Here is a 17695-nt window from a genome sequence, read left to right on the forward strand (position 1 = left end):
CGTGGACCTGACCCCCGACGACGTCCGTGACGTGCTGCGGGTGCTCGACTCCAGCGGGCTGGACGAGCTGCACCTGGAGACCGCCGGCCTCACCCTGACCGTGCGCCGGGCCGGCGGCGGGTGGACGGCGGAGCAGCAGGTCCTCCGCGAGCCCACCCTCGTCCCCTCCGGGGGCGGAGACGGCCATGTCCGCCCCCCGGAGGAGGAGCGCCCGGCGGCCGAGGTGGGGGAGGGGCTGGTCGCGGTGCACCCGCCGCTGCTGGGCACCTTCTACCGGGCGCCGCAGCCCGGGGCTCCGCCGTTCGTCGACGTCGGCGACGCCGTGGAGTCCGACACCGTGGTGGGCATCGTCGAGACCATGAAGATGATGACGCCGGTGCACGCCGGGGTCCGGGGCACCGTGGTGGAGTTCCGCACCGCCAACGGCGAGTTCGCCGACGCCGACGCCGTGCTGCTGGTCGTGGCGCCGGCCGGGGGTGGCGGGGCGGGTGGCCAGCACCGGGGTGGCGGGGCGGGTGGCCAGCACCGGGGTGGTGGAGCGGGTGGCTGACATCGGGCGGATCCACCGGCTGCTCGTCGCCAACCGCGGGGAGATCGCGGCCCGGGTGATCCGGACCTGCGCCCGGCTCGGCATCGAGTCGGTGCTCGCCGCCTCGGACGCCGACCTCGACTCCCTCCCGGCACGGCTGGCCGACCGGGTGGTGCGACTGGGCCCGGCCGCCGCGGCGCAGAGCTACCTGGACCCGGCCGCGGTGGTGCGGGCCGCGCAGGCCGCGGGGGTCGACGCGGTGCACCCCGGCTACGGGTTCCTGTCGGAGAACCCGGCGCTGGCCCGGGCGTGCGGGGCCGCGGGCCTCGTCTTCGTCGGGCCGGCGCCGGAGTCGCTGGAGGCGGTGGGCGACAAGCTGCGGGCCCGGTCGCACGCGCTGGCCGCCGGGTTGCCCGTCGTCCCCGGCGGCGAGGCAGCGGACCTGGCCGGCGCGCGGGCCGTCGCCGCGGAGGTCGGCTACCCGCTGCTGGTGAAGGCGGTCGGAGGAGGCGGGGGACGGGGGATGAAGCTCGTCCGCGCGGCCGACGAGCTGGCGCACACCCTCGACCTCGCCGTCTCCGAGGCGGCCGCGGCGTTCGGTGACCCGCGGGTCTACCTGGAGCGGTTCGTGTCCTCCGGCCGGCACGTCGAGGTGCAGGTCCTCGGCGACGGGACGTCGGCGGTCGCGCTCGGCGACCGCGACTGCTCGGTCCAGCGCCGCTACCAGAAGCTGCTGGAGGAGGCGCCGGCCCCGCTGCTGTCCGACGTCCTGCGCGCGCAGATGGCCGACGCGGCGCTGGCCCTGACCCGGCACCTGGGCTACCGCGGCCTCGGCACCGTCGAGCTGCTCGTCGACCGGGAGCGGGACACCTTCTACTTCCTCGAGATGAACGCCCGGATCCAGGTGGAGCACCCGGTCACCGAGCTGGTCACCGGCCTGGACCTGGTCGCCGAGCAGCTCGCCGTCGCCGAGGGCCTGCCGCTGCGGCTGCGCCAGCAGGACGTCGTCCTCACCGGGCACGCCGTCGAGTGCCGGATCAACGCCGAGGACGCCGCGGCCGGCTTCCGCCCCTCGCCCGGCCGGATCGAGCGGGTGGTGCTGCCGGTCGGCGAGGGCATCCGGGTGGACACCCACGTGCAGGGCGGCTCGGTCGTCCCGCCCTACTACGACTCGCTGCTGGCCAAGCTGGTGGTGCACGGGCGGGATCGGGACGACGCGCTGGCCCGTACCCGCGCGGCGCTGGAGCTGCTGGAGATCGTGGGGGTGACCACGACCGCCCCCGTGCACCAGGCGCTGCTGGCCGATCCGGAGTTCGCCGCCGGCGGCGTGGACACGGCCTTCTTCGAGCGGTTCCTGGCGGGGGTGCACTGATGGCCGACGTCGGGCTGGTCGACGTGTCGATCCGGGACGGCAACCAGAGCCTGTGGGGCGCCACCGGCCTGCGGACGGCGCACGTGCTGCAGGTGGCGCCGCTGCTCGAGCGGGTGGGCTTCCGGGCGCTGGACTACTCCTCGAGCACCGCGATGGGGGTCGCCGTCCGCACCCACCGGGAGGACCCCTGGGAGCGGATCCGGCTCACCCGGGCGGTCATGCCGACCACGAAGCTGCAGTTCATCGGCACCGGGTTCCGGTTCATCTCCTGGGAGAAGTCGCACCCGGAGACGATGCAGCTGGTCTACGACCGGCTCGCGGCCAACGGCATCGACCGGGTCGTCGTCCTCGACCCGATGCACGACATGGACGCCGCCCGGGAGACCGCCCGCCGGCTGAAGAGGGCCGGCATCGCCGAGGTGGTCGGCGCGCTGACGTTCACCATCAGCGCCGTCCACGACGACGCCTTCTACGCCGACCTCGCCGGGCAGATGGCCGCCTGCCCGGACCTCGACCGGGTCTACGTCAAGGACCCGGCCGGCATCCTCACCGCCGAGCGGGCGCGGACGCTGCTGCCCGCCATCACCGCCCGGCTGGGCGAGACGGCGCTGGAGCTGCACTCGCACGCCACCATCGGGCTCTCGCCGCTGACCTACTCGATCGCGCCGGACCTGGGCGTGCAGGTGGTGCAGGTCGGCTGCGGCGCGCTGGGCAACGGCAGCTCGCTGCCCGAGGCCCGCCGGACCGTGGCCAACCTGCGGGAGATGGGCCACCGGGTGGACGTCGACGACCGGGCGCTCGGCCTGGCCTGCGACTTCTTCGACCGGCTGGCCGCCGCGGAGGAGCTGCCGGCGGGGATGCCGCAGGACTTCGACGCGGCGTTCCTCCACCACCAGATCGCCGGCGGCGTCATGACCACCACGCGCCGGCAGCTGCGGGAGATCGGGATGGAGGACCGCTTCGAGAGCCTCGTCGAGGAGGTCGGCCGGGTCCGCGCGGAGCTCGGGTACCCGATCATGGTGACCCCGTTCCCGCAGATGGTGGTCTCCCAGGCGCTGTTCAACGTCATCGGCGAGCGGTACGGCACGGTGCCCGACCAGGTCATCCGGTACGTGCTGGGCAGCTTCGGCCGGCCGACCGGGGAGATCGCGCCCGACGTCCAGGACCGCATCCTCGACCGGCCGCGGGCCCGGGAGCTGCAGGCGGAGCCGCCACCGCCGGCACCGGAGGAGCTGCGCCGGCGCTTCCCGCGCGGGATCAGCGACGAGGAGCTGCTGCTGCGGGCGCACATGCCCGAGGACCAGGTCGACGCGATGCTGGCCGCCGGGCCGGCGCCCAGCCACTTCAACCCGTCGCTGGCTCCCGTGCTGACGCTCCTCGGCGAGGTCGGGTCGCGGCGCACCGTGCACGACCTCGCCGTCGCCACCCCGGGCCTGCGGATGACCGTCCGCCGCTCCTCCGAAGGGACCCCCGTTGCCTGACACCGCCGTCCTCGACCGGCTCCAGCAGGTGCGCGGGTTCGTGCTCGACATGGACGGCACGCTGGTCATGGGCGACCGCGACAACCAGGGCCTGGTGCTGCTGCCCGGCGCGCTCGACCTCGTGCAGGCCCTCGCCGACCGCGGGCTGGGGTTCTGCATCTACACCAACGGCACGGTGAAGACGCCGGCCCAGTGTGCCGACGCCCTGCGGCAGCTCGGCCTCCCGGTCGCCCCGGAGCAGGCGCTGACGCCGGCCTCCACGGCGGTCGACGTGTTCCTCGAGCGCGGTCACCGGCGGGTGATGGTGCTGGGCGGGACGGGGATCACCGAACCCCTGGAGGCGGCCGGCATCGAGACGGTGCCGCCGCTGCGGGGGACGCCCTGCGACGCGGTCATGGCCGGCTGGTACCGCCAGCAGCTCACCTTCGAGGCGCTCGAGGCCGCCGTCTTCGCGGTCTTCGACGGCGCCGAGTACTACAGCGCGTCGCAGTCGCTGTTCTTCGCGACGGCGGAGGGGCGGTCGCTGGGGACGTCGCGGGCGATCAGTGCCGTCGTCCGGGACATCACGGGGTGCGAGGTGACCGTCGTCGGCAAGCCGTCGCTGCGCGCCCTGCAGACGGCGGGCCGGCGGCTGGGCGTGCCGCCGGCCGAGCTGGCGGTGGTCGGCGACGACCCGGAGCTGGAGGTGCCGATGGCGCACCGGGGCGAGGCGCTGGCGGTCGCCGTCCACACCGGGATCGGGCACGCGGAGTCCTTCACCGACCTGCCGGCCGACGTCCGCCCGCACCTGGACCTCCCCGGCGTCGGCGCCCTCGCCGAGCTGCTGCGGTCGGTGAGCCCTCACCCGTCGGGGTGACCGGGACGCCCGGGGGACTGCACCGGGTGCCGATCCGGTCGATCACACCGGTGTGCACCCGACATCCCTGAGCCGGCTCGCCGCGCTGCTGCCCGAAGGCCGGCGGCTGCCCGACGGGGTCTGGCTGCGCCGGCACCGCGTGCTCCTGTGGGTCGCCGTGCTGCAGGCGGCCGGGCTGCTGCTCCTCGCCCTGGCCACCGGTCACTCGGCGGGGACCGCGCTGCTGACGGTGCTGGGGGTGACCTACCCGATGGCCCTCCTGCTGCTGCCGGGCCGGGGACGCCGGGTCGCGTCCGCGGCCACCACGCTCAGCCTCCTGGGCGCGTCGATCGCGCTCGTGTACCTCCTGGACGGGCTGACCGAGGCGCACTTCCACTTCTTCGTCGTCATCGGCCTGGTCGCCCTCTACCAGAGCTGGCTGCCCTTCGGGGTGGCCATCCTGGTCGTCCTCGCCCACCACGGCGTGGTCGGCACCCTCTTCCCGCACGCGGTGTTCGGCCACGGGAGCGCCCACGCCGACCCGTGGACGTGGGCGGCGCTGCACGGCGGCTTCGTCCTCGCCGCCAGCCTGGCCCACCTCGCCGCGTGGCGGCTCAACGAGCAGCAGGTGCTGCGCGACCCGCTCACCGGGCTGGCCAGCCGCACCCAGCTGGTCGAGAGCGCGGACCGGTTGCTGACCCGGGGGTCCGGGCCCGTGGGGGTGCTGTTGCTCGACGTCGACGACTTCCGCGACGTCAACGACTCCCGCGGGCACGCGGTGGGCGACCGGCTGCTGGTCGCCGTGGGGCAGCGGCTGGCCGGCTGCGTCCGACCCGGTGACCAGGTCGCGCGGCTCGGCGGCGACGAGTTCGCCGTGGTCGTGGACGGCGGCCCGGCCGTCGCCGCGGCGGTCGCCGAGCGCATCCTCATGAGCCTCGCCGACCCGATCACGGTGGACGGGCGGCCGCTGGCCGTGCACGTCAGCATCGGGGCCGCCGACACCGACACCGCCGCGGAGCGCAGCGCGGTCACCCTGCTGCGCAACGCCGACCTGGCGATGTACATGGCCAAGGCGCAGGGCAAGAACCGGTCGGTGCGCTACGCCGACGGGATGGCCCAGGCCGCCCACACCAAGGCGCAGCTGCTCGAGGACCTCGCCGGCGCCACCGCGGGCGGCCAGCTCGCCGTCCATTACCAGCCGACCATCGACCTGGCCGACGGCGTGACCACCGGCTACGAGGCGCTGCTGCGCTGGTACCACCCCACCCGCGGTCTGGTGCCCCCGGTGGAGTTCATCCCGCTGGCCGAGGAGGGCGGGCAGATCGTCCAGATCGGCCGCTGGGTGCTCACCGAGGCCACCCGTCAGGCCGTGGCGTGGTCGGCGCGGGCCGGCCGGCCGATCGGCATGGCGGTCAACCTCTCGCCGCGGCAGCTGGCCGACGACGACGTGGTCGCCACCGTGCGCGCCGCGCTGACCGACAGCGGCCTGCCCGCCCGGCAGCTGACGCTGGAGGTGACCGAGGGGGTGCTCGTCCACGACGTCGACCAGGTGGTCGCCCAGTTGCTGGCGTTGCGTGCGCTCGGCGTCCGGATCGCCATCGACGACTTCGGGACCGGCTACTCGAGCCTGTCCTACCTGCGCCGGTTGCCGGCCGACATCGTGAAGATCGACCGCAGCTTCGTGCAGGACCTCGATGCCGGTGGCCGCTCCACCACCCTGGTCGCGTCCATCATCGAGCTGGCCCGCAGCCTGCACCTCGACGTCGTCGCCGAGGGCGTGGAGACGGCCGAGCAGCACGCCGTGCTCGCCGAGCTGGCCTGCTCGCACGCCCAGGGCTACCTGTTCGGCCGGCCCGCCGCGGCCGACGCGCAGAACCCGCCCGCCGTGCAGCCGCACGCCCTCCCCGCGCCCCGCCGGCCGGTGACCGGCGCCCACCGCTGAGGCGGGGGCGGGCCTCTCTCAGCGCGGGGTGATGGAGAGGGTGAGCGCGCGGCGGCCGGCGTCGGAGCGGGCGGTGGCCATGCGCTCGGCCGACGGGGTGCCGTACTCCGTCGTCCGCTGACGGGCGGGCCGGCCGATCGCGGCGGCGATGCCCTCCAGCTCCGCGATGGTCTTCAGCGAGCCGTTCTCGCTGCCGGCCATCCGGCTGATCGTCTCCTCCATCAGGGTGCCGCCGAGGTCGTTGGCGCCGCCGCGCAGGACGGCCTGCGTGCCGACGTCACCGAGCTTGACCCAGGAGGTCTGGATGTTGGCGATCCGGCCGTGCAGCAGCAGCCGGGCGACGGCGTGCACGGCCCGGTTCTCCCGCACCGTCGGTCCGGGGCGGGCGACCCCGGCCAGGTAGATCGGCGAGCTGTGGTGCACGAACGGCAGCAGCACGAACTCGGTGAACCCGCCGGTCTGGTCCTGCACCGCGGCCAGGGTGCGCAGGTGCGCGACCCAGTGGGCGGGGGTGTCGACGTGGCCGTACATCATCGTCGACGTCGTCGGCAGGCCCACCCGGTGCGCGGTGGTGACGATCTCGATCCAGGTCTCGGTGGGCAGCTTGCCCTTGGTGAGCACCCAGCGGACGTCGTCGTCGAGGATCTCCGCCGCCGTGCCCGGGACCGAGTCCAGCCCGGCCTCCTTGGCCGCGGTCAGGAAGTCGGCGAACGACAGCCCGGTGCGGGCGGCGCCGTTGACGATCTCCATGGGTGAGAAGGCGTGCAGGTGGATGCCGGGCTGCCGCTTCTTCACCTCGCGGGCGAGATCGAGGTAGGCGGTGCCGGGCAGGTCGGGGTGGATGCCGCCCTGCATGCAGATCTCGGTCGCGCCGGCCGCCCACGCCTCGTCGACCCGGTCGCCGACCTGGGCCATCGACAGGGTGTAGGCGTCGGCGTCGGTGCGGCGCTGCGCGAAGGCGCAGAACCGGCAGCCGGTGTAGCAGACGTTGGTGAAGTTGACGTTCCGGTTCACGACGTAGGTGACGTCGTCGCCGTTGACGTCCCGGCGCACCGCGTCGGCCAGCGCGCACAGCGCCTCCAGGTCGGCGCCGTCGGCACCGAGCAGCGCCAGGTACTGCGCGTCGGTCAGCCCGGCCGGGTCGGTCTCGGCCCGGCGCAGTGCGGCGTGGACCGCCCGGTCGCCGACGCCCAACGCGGTCGAGTGCCCGTCCCGGGCGCTCTCCGTGCGGGAGCGCAGCTCCGACCAGTCGCCGTAGACCGCGTCGAAGTCCGACCGCCGGTCCGTCGTGCGCCCGACGGTGTCGACCTCGACGTGCAGGTCGACGCGGCCGGTCGACGCCCACGCCTCGTCGGGTTCCTGCCACGGCAGGCCGACCGGCAGCCGGTCCTCGACCGCGAGACCGTCCGGGGCGGCCAGAGCGGCGACGTGCGGGCGTACCCGCGGGTCCAGCCACGGCTCGGGCTGGAGCACGTACGGCGGCTGGGCGGCCAGCCGCTCGCGGAGCTCGAACCCGGCCTCGGCGCTCAGGGCGGCGAGCTTGTCGATGTTGGGCCACGGCCGCTCGGGGTTGACGTGGTCGGGGGTCAGCGGGGACACCCCGCCCCAGTCGTCGACGCCGGCGCGCAGCAGCAGGCCGAGCTCGGTCGAGTCCGACAGGTTCGGTGGTGCCTGCACACGGGCCTTGGGGCCGAGCAGCAGCCGGCTGACGGCCACCGCGGCGACGTACTCCTGCAGCTCCAGGTCGTCGTGCGCCTGCATCGCCGTCCGCGGCTTCGCCCGGAAGTTCTGGACGATGACCTCCTGCACGTGCCCGTGCCGCTGCGCCGACGCGCGGATCTGCAGGATCGCGTCCACCCGCTCGGCGTAGTCCTCACCGATGCCGAGCAGCACGCCGGTGGTGAACGGGACGGCGGAGCGCCCGGCGTCCTCCAGCACCCGCAGCCGGAGCGCGGGCTCCTTGTCCGGGGAGCCGTAGTGGGGGCCGCCGGGCTCGGACCACAGTCGCGTCGCCGTCGTCTCCAGCATCATCCCCATCGAGGCGGAGACCGGCTTGAGCCGCTGGATCTCCTCCCACGTCAGCACGCCGGGGTTGAGGTGGGGGAGCAGCCCGGTCTCCTCGAGCACCCGGATCGCCATGGCCCGCAGGTAGGCGAGCGTCGAGTCGAACCCGTGCGCCTCCAGCCACTCGGCCGCGACCGGCCAGCGGTCCTCGGGCCGGTCGCCCAGGGTGAACAGCGCCTCCTTGCAGCCCAGGGCGGCGCCGGCGCGGGCGACGTCGAGCACCTCGTCCGGCGACAGGAACGGCGCCGTACCCCGTGCGCGCAGCTGTCCCGGTGTGGTGACGAACGTGCAGTAGTGGCAGCGGTCGCGGCACAGGTGGGTGAGCGGGATGAACACCTTGCGGCTGTAGGTCACCACCCCCGAGCGGCCGGCCGAGGCCAGTCCCGCGTCGCGGACCCGGCCGGCGGCGGCCAGCAGCCGGTCCAGCGGCTCGCCCTCGCCCAGTCCGCGGGCGTGCAGCAGCGTCTCGGCCTCGGTCGCGTCGAGGGTCACGCCGCGCTCGGCGCGGGTGACCGCACGGCGCACGGCGGACTCGGAGGGCGGGGTCAGGGCACTCATGGTGCGCTCGACGCTAGTGGACGGAGCCCGGGAAGGGTCCCTGGGAGGACCCCGGGGAGGACCCCGTCCGCCCCACCGCTCGCCCCCTCGCGGCTCAGGGCCGCCGGACCGGCCCGCCGGCCCCGTCGGTCCAGCGGCCGCGCAGCCGCAGCAGGGGGTCGGCGTCCGCGGTGAGCACCGGCACCGCGTCGACCTCGAGCAGGGCGACCACGTGGTCTCCCGCCGTCACCAGCCGGTCCAGCCGGCAGTCCAGGGCGGCCAGCCCGCCGTCGAGCACGATGGCGCCGCTGCCGGCCGCCCGGCTCCACGGCACCGACTCCAGCAGGTGGCGGGCGCTGGGCCGGCCGGCGGAGGAGAAGCGGCTGGCCACGATGGCGTGCTCGGCGGCCAGCACGGTCAGCGCGCACCGGCCGACCTCCCCGAGCACCTCGGCGGGGTAGCCATCCGCGGTCAGTCCCACCGCGACCAGCGGTGGCCGGGCCGACACGCTCATCACCGAGGAGACGGTGGTGCCGACGTCGTCGATGTCGTCGCGGACGGTCAGCAGGCACACCCCCGCTGCGTACTGGCGCAGCGCCTCGGCGAAGGCGGCGGGGTCGACCGGCATGGCGGCCAGTCGACCACACCAGCAGGATCGGGCGCGTGAGCGAAGCGGTGGATGCAGGCCAGACCTACGACGTCGTCGTCCTCGGCGCGGGCTCGACCGGGGAGAACGTCGCGGACGTGGTCGTCCGCGGCGGGCTGACCGCTGTCCTGGTGGAGGCCGAGCTGGTCGGCGGGGAGTGCTCCTACTGGGCGTGCATGCCGAGCAAGGCGCTGCTGCGGGGCAGCGAGGCGATCGCGGCGGCGCGGGCGGTCGACGGTGCGGCGCAGGCGGTCACGGGCGCGCAGGACGTCGCCGCCACCCTCGCCCGGCGGGACGCCTTCACCCACGACTGGGACGACTCCTCCCAGGCGCGGTGGGTGCGGGGCGCCGGCATCGACCTGGTCCGCGGCACCGGCCGGCTCGTCGGTGAGCGCAGGGTCGTGGTCACCGACGGCGAGGGGAGGACGACCCGGCTGACCGCCCGGCACGCGGTCGCCGTCTGCACCGGGTCGGAGGCCGCCGTCCCGCCGATCGAGGGACTGGCCGACGTCGACCCGTGGACGCCCCGCGAGGCGACCAGCGCCAAGGCGGCGCCCGGCCGCTTGCTGGTGGTCGGGGGCGGCTACGTCGGCTGCGAGATGGCGACCGCGTGGCAGGCCCTGGGTGCTGAGGTCACCCTGCTGCACCGCGGGGAGCGGCTGCTCGAGGACATGGAACCCGAGGCCGGGGACGCCGTCGCCGCCGCGCTGCGCGAGCGGGGGGTCGACGTCCGGCTGGACACCGACGTGACCACCGCCCGCCGCGACGGCACCGAGGCGGTCCTCGGCACCGGCGACGGCGAGGTGCGCGGGGACGAGGTGCTCGTGGCCGTCGGCCGCCGTGCCCGCACCGGCGACATCGGGATCGACTCCGCCGGCCTGACCCCGGGCGAGTACCTCGACGTCGACGACTCGCTGCAGGTGCGCGGGCTGCCCTGGCTGTACGGCGTGGGGGACGTCAACGGCCGCCGGCAGCTCACCCACATGGGCAAGTACCAGGCCCGCCAGGCCGGTGCCGCCATCGTCGCCCGGGTGCGAGGGGAGCAGGTGTCCCTGGCCGACTGGTCGCCGTTCGTCGCCACCGCCGACCGGGGGGCGACGCCGTCGGTCGTGTTCACCGATCCGCAGGTGGCCAGCGTCGGCCTCACCCGGGCGCAGGCGCGGCAGAGCGGGGTGGCGCACCGGGTGGTCGAGTACCCGCTCGGCTCGGTCGCCGGCGCCGCGCTGTACGCCGACGGCTACACCGGGACGGCGGTCGCGCTGGTCGACCCCGACCGCGAGGTGCTGATCGGCGTCACGTTCGTCGGCCCCGCGGTCGCCGACCTGCTGCACGCGGCGACGATCGCGGTGGTGGGCGAGGTGCCGATCGCCCGGCTGTGGCACGCCGTCCCGGCCTATCCGACGACGAGCGAGATCTGGCTGCGGCTGCTGGAGACCTGGCGCGGCTGAGGCACTTCCCGGTCGGGCGGCGCGCCGCCACCATCGCCGCCGTGCGCCCGCCCCAGGAGCGTCCCGTGACCGCACCCGCGCGTCCCCTCGACCGCCGCGGGCCGGCCCGCCGGCAGGTCCGCTGGGCGGAGCTGCCGGCGGCCGAGGCGGCAGCGCGGGGGTCAGACCCGGTCGAGCAGCAGCAGCGCGTAGGCGGCCAGGCTCGGGCCGTCGGTGAAGCGGCCGTCGCCGACCATCGCGTGCAGGCGCGCCTCGGGCACGAACGCCGACTGCATGTCCGCCTCGGTCACCTCCCGGGCCGTCGGGCCGGGCGTGAGGTCGGTGGCCAGCCAGACGTCGAACTCCTGGGTGGACAGTCCCGGGGCCAGGTCCAGGTGACCGAGGTGGCGCAGCCGGCCCGCCCGCAGACCGGTCTCCTCGGCGAGCTCCGCGCGGGCCAGTTCCTCGGGGGTGCCGCTGGAGCCGTGCGTCCAGGTGCCCTGCGGGAACTCCCAGGCGCGCCGGCCGACCGGGTGCCGGAACTGCTCGACCAGCCAGAAGCCGTCCCGCTCCTGCGCCAGCACGACGGCGAAGTGCGGCTTCTCCACCACGCCGTAGACCCCGGCCGACCCGTCGGCCCGCTCGACCTGGTCCTCCCGCACCCGGATCCACGGGTTGCGGTAGACCTCCCTGCTGCCCGTCGTCCGCATGCGGCCATCCTGCCGGGGGCAGGGCCCTCCCTCAGGGCATCGGGTGCGGCGCGGTGGTGGTCTGCGGCAGCCGGTCCTCCACGGTGGCGGTCACCGTCATCGACTCGAACCGGGCGATCCCGCCGAGCGTGGTGAGGAACGCGGTGTCGGCGGCGTCGCGGCCCGAGCAGATCCGCACCAGCGAGCGGAGCGGGGCCAGCCGGGTGGCGTCGACGACGTGCCAGGTGCCGTCGACGTCGGCCTCGACGACGGCGTGGAAGTCCATCGGGTCCAGGCCCGGCGCGTAGACCGCCACCAGCCGGGCCGGCACCTCCAGGGCGCGCAGCAGGGTGACGGTGAGGTGCGCGTAGTCCCGGCACACCCCCCGCCCGGCCAGGAGCGTGTCGACGGCGGTGTCCACCGGGCGGCTGGCTCCGACGGTGTAGACCAGCCGGTCGTGCACCCAGCCGGCGACCGCCTCGACCAGGTCGGCGCGGGGCGTCGTCCGGTCGAACTCGGAGGTGGCGAAGCCCTCCAGCTGGTCGGACGGGCAGTAGCGGCTGGGCCGCAGCGCCTCGGCCCAGGCCGCCGGCGTCACCGGCCGGGGCGGGCCGTCGCCCTCGACCGCGGCCGTGTAGGCCACCGTCGTCGTCCCCTCGCCGAGCTCGACCCGGTGCACGCGGGCCTCGCCGACGGCGAACTCCTCGATCGCCAGCGGCCGGCCCTCGCACAGCACGGTCAGCTGCTCGGTGGCCGGCGCGGCGGCGGCCACCTGCAGCAGCGCGGTCGCGGGTGCGGGGGAGGAGATGGTCAGGGTCGCCGCGACGTCGGTGCGCATGCGCCCATCGTCGCGTCGCCGCAGGTCGCACGCGCTGTGTGGTGCCTCACCACAGCCGTGCTCGCCCGTCGATCGGGGGCCGTGCTGGAGTGGACGGCGTGCAGCTCGAGCCCTCGCGTACCTCCTGGCGGCGCTACGTCGCCCTGGGCGACTCCTTCACCGAGGGGCTCAGCGACCCGGACCCGGAGCGACCCGGGCAGTACCGCGGATGGGCCGACCGGCTGGCCGGGCACCTGGCCGCCGTGGCCGACGGCGACGTCGAGTACGCCAACCTCGCCGTCCGCGGACGGCTGCTGGGGCAGGTGCTCGCCGAGCAGGTGCCGGTGGCGCTGGCCGCCGGACCGGACCTCGTCAGCCTGGTCGCCGGCGGGAACGACCTGCTGCGTCCCGGCGCCGACCCCGACCGGCTGGCCGCCGCGCTGGAGGACGCCGTGGTGCGGTTCCGCGCCGCCGGTGCCGACGTGCTGCTGGCCACGGGCGTCGATCCGCGGCAGACGCCGATCATCCGGCGCACCCGCGGCCGGGTGGCGGTCTTCAACGCCTCGCTCTGGTCGATCGCGGCCCGGCACGGCGCCGTCGTCCTCGACCAGTGGGGCGCAGCCTGGATCCAGGACTGGCGGATGTGGGACGGCGACCGGATCCACCTCACCGACGAGGGGCACCGGCGGACGGCGCTGGCCGCGGCCACCGCACTGGGGCTGCCCGTCGGCGACGACTGGCGCGCACCGCTGCCCCCGCAGCCGCCGCGGGCCCTGCGGGCGGCCCTGGCGGACGAGGCCGCCTGGGTGCGCGGCTTCGTCGCGCCCTGGATCGGCCGCCGGCTGCGTGGCCGGTCCTCGGGTGACGGCCGGGCGGCCAAGCGGCCGGTGCCGCTGGTGCTGCCCCGCGGCTGAGCCGCCCCCACGGACCGCGGGTCACCCGCTGACCCCGGTCGCACCCCCGCTGCCGCGCCGGGACCGCGGCTACGGTGCGAGGCGTGGGGACACCGGTGGTCCGCCTGGGGGCGTGGTGCGACCTGGAGACCGAGGACGAGGCCCGCCGGCGGCTCGGCGCGGCAGCAGCGGAGACGGCAGCCGTCGATGACCCGGCCGACCCGGCTGCCCCGCGACCGGGGCTCTTCGTCCCGGTCCCGGGGACCCCGGTGCTGTCCCCGGGTGGCATCCACTTCCGCGTCGAGGAGTTCGCCGTGCTGGCCGACGGGCGGCGCATCCGGTTGCACGGCGAACGCGGGTTCGGGCTGAGCGCCGGAGCCGATCCGTGGCGGTTCCAGACCCTCGAGAGCCTGGCCCGAGACGTCCGGACGACCGTGCTGCCCGACGACGCGGAGGACACCGGCGAGGACCATCCCTGGGAGTGGCTCGTGGAGCTCCTGCGCGCGCGGGGCGTGGAGGCCTCACCCGACGAGCTCCGGGCCCTGCCGTACGACGTCGAGTTCAGCGACCGCCTACGGGCCCGGGTGTCCGCCGGCGGGTGAGACCCCGAGGTCAGCCCTGGTCGGCGGCGTCCGCGCCGGCGGTGCCGGGCTCGACGGCGTCGTCCTGCGCGGCGGTGGGCTCGAGGCCGTCCTGCTCGGTGGCGCCGAGCCCGGTGCCGCCGTCGTCGGTGCCGCCGTCGTCCCAGGTGCCGTCGTCCGTGCCGTCGTCGTCGGTGGCGTCCTCGGCCGCGGAGCCGACCGCCGGGGTCTCCCCGGTGGTGGCCGCCTCGACGGCGGCGTCGGTGAGCACGGCCTCGGGGAGCACCTCCTCGGCGACCTGGGCGGCGAGGACCTCGGCCCGGCTGGGCAGCGGGGCGGGCCGGCCGAAGGCGTAGCCCTGGGCCATCACGCAGCCGTGGTCCCGCAGCCACTGGGCCTGGTCGAGGTCCTCGATGCCCTCGGCGATCACCTGCAGCCCCATGCCCAGGCCGAGCTGGAGCAGGCCCTGCACGAGCGCCGCGGTGGAGGGCTCGGTGACCACGTCGGCGACGAAGGAACGGTCGATCTTGACGGTGTGGATGGGCAGCCGGTGCAGGGCGGTGATCGCCGAGTAGCCGGTGCCGAAGTCGTCCAGGGCGAGCGTGACGCCGGCGTCGGTCACCTCGGAGACCGCCTGCAGGGTGGCCTCGGCGGCGAACAGCGCCGTCGACTCGGTGATCTCCAGCTCCAGCCGCTCCGGGGGCAGGCCGGTCTCGGCCAGTGCGTCGGTGACCAGGTCCGCGAACCCCGGCTCGGCCAGGTGACGGGCGGAGATGTTCACGTGCACCCGCAGCCCGGCCGGCCAGCCCGCGGCGTCGGAGCAGGCCTGGCGGAGCACCCAGGCGCCCAGCTTGGAGGTCAGCCGGTTGTCCTCGGCAGCGGCCAGGAAGGCGCCGGGCGGCAGGAGTCCGCGGGTCGGGTGCTGCCAGCGGATCAGGGCCTCGTACCCGAGCAACGTCTCGTCCGAGAGCGCCACGATCGGCTGGTAGAACAGTCGCAGCTCGTCGGAGTCCAGTGCGTGGCGCAGGTCGGCCTCCAGCTGCAGCTGGTCCACCTCGCTCTCGCTGAGGACGCCGTCGTGCACCTCGATGCGCGCGCGGCTGCCGTCGGCCTTCGCCCGGGTCAGCGCGCCGTGTGCCTGGCGCAGCAGGTCGTCGGGGGCGACGTCGGAGCCGAGGGTGAGCCCGACGCTGGCCGACAGCACGATCTCCCGCTCGCCGATGAGGAAGGGGTCGTCGAGCACCGACAGCAGCCGGTCGGCCAGCGCCCGCAGGCCGTCGAGGTCCTCGACGTCCTCGGCGAGGATGAGGAACTCGTCCGCCCCGAGGCGCACCGCCGTGTCCTCCACCCGGGTGCTCCAGCGCAGCCGGTCGGCGACCTGGGTGAGCAGCTGGTCGCCGGCCTCGTGCCCGAGGACGTCGTTGACCGCCTGGAACCGGTCGAGGTCCAGGTGCACCAGGCCCACCTGCAGCCCGCGCCGGCGGGACAGTGCCAGGGCGTGGTTGAGCCGGTCGCCCAGGGCCCGTCGGTTGGGCAGCCCGGTGAGCGGATCGGTGAAGGCGCGGCGGACGAGGTCCTCCTCCGCGCGCCGGCGGTCGGTGACGTCGACCAGCGAGAGGACGACGAACTGCGGCGCCCCGGCGCTGGTGTGGATGACCTCGTGCGACTGCAGTGCCCACAGCTCGCTGCCGTCGGCGCGGCGCAGGCGCCGCTCGCCGTCCACCGTGAGCCAGGGATCCAGCGGTGCGCCGTCCGGCAGGTCGGGGACCGGCGCCTCGTCGGGGTGGGCGAGCAGGTCCACGTGCCGGCCCACCATGTCCTCGGCGGTGCGGCCGGTGAGTGCGCACAGGGCGTCGTTGACCACCAGCAGGTGCCCGTCGAGGTCGACCAGGGCCTTGGGGATCGGCGCGGCGAGGAACAGTGCACGGAACAGCTGGCCGCGGTCGGCGAGCAGGGTGTCGATGGCCCGGAGCCTCGAGCCGGCGGGCCCGGGGATGCCGGCCCGGGGTCGCGGTACGTCGGGAGCGCTCAGGTTCACCCCGACAGCGTGAGGGACCGATGCCGCCAAGTGACGGACCCCGCGCACGGAGAGTCGTGGTCAATCGAACACGTGGAGTCACCATTCGGGGACGGTGGGGCGCGAGGGCACGGGTGGGACGAACCCGTGACCGACGCCGCCCCCGCCGGTCCGCCCGATCGGTGCCCGTCAGGCCGGCGCGGGTCGACCCCGGGGAGTGCGGGCGCGCCCCGAAACGGACACCGGGCGGCCGCAGTGTCGGGCCGCGGGCTGCCCCTGCCGGTGGGAGCTGGGGAGGCTGACCCCGTCGTCCCCCACGACTGGCGAGGAGCGCGGCATGGACTGGAAGCTCGAACTGGTGGCGGTGCCGGTGACCGACGTGGACGAGGCGGTGGCCTTCTACACGGGCCGGGCCGGGTTCGTGCTCGACCACGACCACCGCGTCAGCGACGAGGTCCGCTTCGTCCAGTTGACCCCGCCGGGATCCGCCTGCTCGATCGCCCTGGGGACCGGCCTGGTGGAGACCCCGCCGGGATCGGCCCAGGGGCTCCAGCTCGTGGTGGAGGACATCGAGGCGGCCCACGAGGAGCTGGCCGGCCGGGGCGTGGAGGTGACGGAGGTGCAGCGGTTGCCGTGGGGGGCGTTCGTCTACTTCCGTGATCCCGACGGGAACGGCTGGGCGGTCCAGCAGCTCCCGCGGGGGGACTGAGCTCCGCGGGAATCCCCTGGTCCGCCCGGGCGCTGCGCTCCCCAGAGACCTACGGGAGGAGTGCCGGCGATGGACGACGGCAAGCGGATCGGGTTCCTGTCCTTCGGGCACTGGCAGCCGATCCCCGGATCGCGGGTGCGCACCGGCCGTGACGCCCTGGTGCAGAGCGTCGAGCTGGCGGTCGCCGCCGAGGAGCTGGGCCTGGACGGCGCGTACGTGCGGGTGCACCACTTCGCCCGTCAGCTGGCCTCGCCGTTCCCGCTGCTGGCTGCCATCGCGGCGCGCACCAGCCGGATCGAGATCGGCACCGGCGTCATCGACATGCGCTACGAGAACCCCCTGTACATGGCCGAGGAGGCGGCGGCCGCCGACCTGCTCAGCGACGGCCGGCTGCAGCTGGGCATCAGCCGGGGGTCACCCGAGACGGCGCTGCGCGGGTCCGAGGCGTTCGGCTTCGTGCCGCCCGAGGGGACGAGCGACGCGGACTTCGCCCGGCGCAAGACCGCTGTCTTCCTCGCCGCGATCTCCGGCCAGCCGGTCGTGGACGCCGATCCGGCGATGACCGGCGGGGCGCAGGGCCGGCTGGCGATCCAGCCCCAGTCGCCCGGGCTCGCCGAGCGGATCTGGTGGGGGTCGGGCACCCGCGCCACGGCGGAGTGGACGGCGCAGCAGGGGATGAACCTGATGAGCTCGACGCTGCTGGTGGAGGACACCGGCGTGCCCTTCGACGAGCTGCAGGCCGAGCAGATCGCCCGCTACCGGGCCGCCTGGGCCGAGGCCGGCTGGGAACGGACGCCGCGGGTGTCGGTCAGCCGCAGCGTCATGCCGATCGTCACCGACCTCGACCGGCAGTACTTCGGCGAGCGGTCCGGTGAGGACCAGGTCGGCCTGCTGGAGGGTGTCCGCGCGCGGTTCGGCAAGAGCTACGCCGGGGCGCCCGAGCAGCTCGCCGAGGAGCTGGCGAAGGACGCTGCCGTCCGCGAGGCCGACACGCTGCTCCTGACGGTGCCCAACATGCTCGGGGTCGACTACAACGCCTCTCTGCTGGAGACCGTGGCCCGCTACGTGGCGCCGGCGATCGGCTGGGTCCCCCCGGCGCAGCGCTGATCACCCGACGCGGGCGGCAGGACCGGGTCTGCCCGGCACCACCGCCCGC

Annotated in this window: 15 protein-coding genes; 10 read left to right on the forward strand and 5 right to left on the reverse strand. The window is 75.3% G+C overall.

Annotated features, from left to right (window positions below; genetic code table 11):
• Position 1: 1 nt before the first annotated feature.
• From GCU56_RS15605 to GCU56_RS15625, 5 genes are read left to right on the forward strand one after another with little or no spacing between them, the layout of a single operon-like run.
• Entirely contained in the window at positions 2-550 is a 549-nt protein-coding gene (locus GCU56_RS15605; RefSeq protein WP_345771869.1) for an acetyl-CoA carboxylase biotin carboxyl carrier protein, read from the forward strand.
• On the forward strand, positions 489-1901 hold the full coding sequence (locus tag GCU56_RS15610) for an acetyl-CoA carboxylase biotin carboxylase subunit (protein WP_345771870.1): 1413 nt from the start codon (positions 489-491) through the stop codon (positions 1899-1901). Before GCU56_RS15605 ends, GCU56_RS15610 begins: the two co-directional genes overlap by 62 nt.
• Positions 1901-3382, forward strand: a complete 1482-nt coding sequence (locus GCU56_RS15615) for a biotin carboxyl carrier protein (RefSeq protein WP_163482664.1) — start codon at positions 1901-1903, stop codon at positions 3380-3382. Before GCU56_RS15610 ends, GCU56_RS15615 begins: the two co-directional genes overlap by 1 nt.
• Entirely contained in the window at positions 3375-4238 is an 864-nt protein-coding gene (locus GCU56_RS15620; RefSeq protein ID WP_163482665.1) for an HAD-IIA family hydrolase, read from the forward strand. The genes GCU56_RS15615 and GCU56_RS15620 overlap by 8 nt, the downstream gene beginning before the upstream one ends.
• 52 nt (positions 4239-4290) lie before the next feature.
• A complete protein-coding gene (locus tag GCU56_RS15625) occupies positions 4291-6159 on the forward strand; it encodes an EAL domain-containing protein (protein WP_163482666.1) in 1869 nt (622 codons plus the stop codon).
• An 18-nt stretch (positions 6160-6177) separates the two neighbouring features.
• Here GCU56_RS15625 and GCU56_RS15630 read toward each other — a convergent pair whose 3' ends face one another.
• Positions 6178-8781 carry a bifunctional FO biosynthesis protein CofGH gene (locus GCU56_RS15630; RefSeq protein WP_163482667.1) on the reverse strand — a complete coding sequence of 868 codons (2604 nt, stop codon included), beginning with the start codon at positions 8779-8781 and terminating at the stop codon, positions 6178-6180.
• 94 nt (positions 8782-8875) lie between these two features.
• Positions 8876-9388 carry a flavin reductase family protein gene (locus tag GCU56_RS15635; RefSeq protein ID WP_163482668.1) on the reverse strand — a complete coding sequence of 171 codons (513 nt, stop codon included), beginning with the start codon at positions 9386-9388 and terminating at the stop codon, positions 8876-8878.
• Between the two features lie 35 nt (positions 9389-9423).
• On the opposite strand from GCU56_RS15635, the gene GCU56_RS15640 reads away from it, so the two are divergent.
• Complete coding sequence (locus GCU56_RS15640) at positions 9424-10854, forward strand: dihydrolipoyl dehydrogenase family protein (RefSeq protein ID WP_345771871.1); 1431 nt, start codon at positions 9424-9426, stop codon at positions 10852-10854.
• A 161-nt stretch (positions 10855-11015) separates the two neighbouring features.
• Here GCU56_RS15640 and GCU56_RS15645 read toward each other — a convergent pair whose 3' ends face one another.
• Together GCU56_RS15645 and GCU56_RS15650 are read right to left on the reverse strand one after the other, a co-directional pair.
• Positions 11016-11543, reverse strand: coding sequence for an NUDIX domain-containing protein (locus GCU56_RS15645; protein ID WP_163482669.1), 528 nt, complete (start codon positions 11541-11543; stop codon positions 11016-11018).
• A gap of 31 nt (positions 11544-11574) precedes the next feature.
• The gene (locus tag GCU56_RS15650) at positions 11575-12360 is read right to left on the reverse strand and encodes a transglutaminase-like domain-containing protein (RefSeq protein WP_163482670.1); all 786 of its coding nucleotides are present in this window, start codon (positions 12358-12360) and stop codon (positions 11575-11577) included.
• 98 nt (positions 12361-12458) lie between these two features.
• On the opposite strand from GCU56_RS15650, the gene GCU56_RS15655 reads away from it, so the two are divergent.
• Both GCU56_RS15655 and GCU56_RS15660 read left to right on the forward strand, forming a co-directional pair.
• Positions 12459-13253: a GDSL-type esterase/lipase family protein gene (locus tag GCU56_RS15655; RefSeq protein ID WP_163482671.1), complete on the forward strand. Its 795-nt coding sequence runs from the start codon at positions 12459-12461 to the stop codon at positions 13251-13253.
• Between the two features lie 83 nt (positions 13254-13336).
• A complete protein-coding gene (locus tag GCU56_RS15660) occupies positions 13337-13834 on the forward strand; it encodes a hypothetical protein (protein WP_163482672.1) in 498 nt (165 codons plus the stop codon).
• A gap of 10 nt (positions 13835-13844) precedes the next feature.
• Here GCU56_RS15660 and GCU56_RS15665 read toward each other — a convergent pair whose 3' ends face one another.
• Positions 13845-15851 (reverse strand): putative bifunctional diguanylate cyclase/phosphodiesterase, encoded by a 2007-nt coding sequence (locus GCU56_RS15665; RefSeq protein ID WP_345771872.1) that lies wholly within the window; start codon positions 15849-15851, stop codon positions 13845-13847.
• 316 nt (positions 15852-16167) lie between these two features.
• Here GCU56_RS15665 and GCU56_RS15670 point away from each other — a divergent pair, with 316 nt between their 5' ends.
• The gene (locus tag GCU56_RS15670; RefSeq protein ID WP_163482673.1) at positions 16168-16539 is read left to right on the forward strand and encodes a VOC family protein; all 372 of its coding nucleotides are present in this window, start codon (positions 16168-16170) and stop codon (positions 16537-16539) included.
• Between the two features lie 69 nt (positions 16540-16608).
• Positions 16609-17646: an LLM class flavin-dependent oxidoreductase gene (locus GCU56_RS15675; RefSeq protein ID WP_163482674.1), complete on the forward strand. Its 1038-nt coding sequence runs from the start codon at positions 16609-16611 to the stop codon at positions 17644-17646.
• Positions 17647-17695 lie beyond the last annotated feature (49 nt).

This window comes from Geodermatophilus sabuli, from assembly GCF_010686765.1.
In the GTDB taxonomy this organism is placed as follows: Bacteria; Actinomycetota; Actinomycetes; order Mycobacteriales; family Geodermatophilaceae; genus Geodermatophilus; species Geodermatophilus sabuli_A.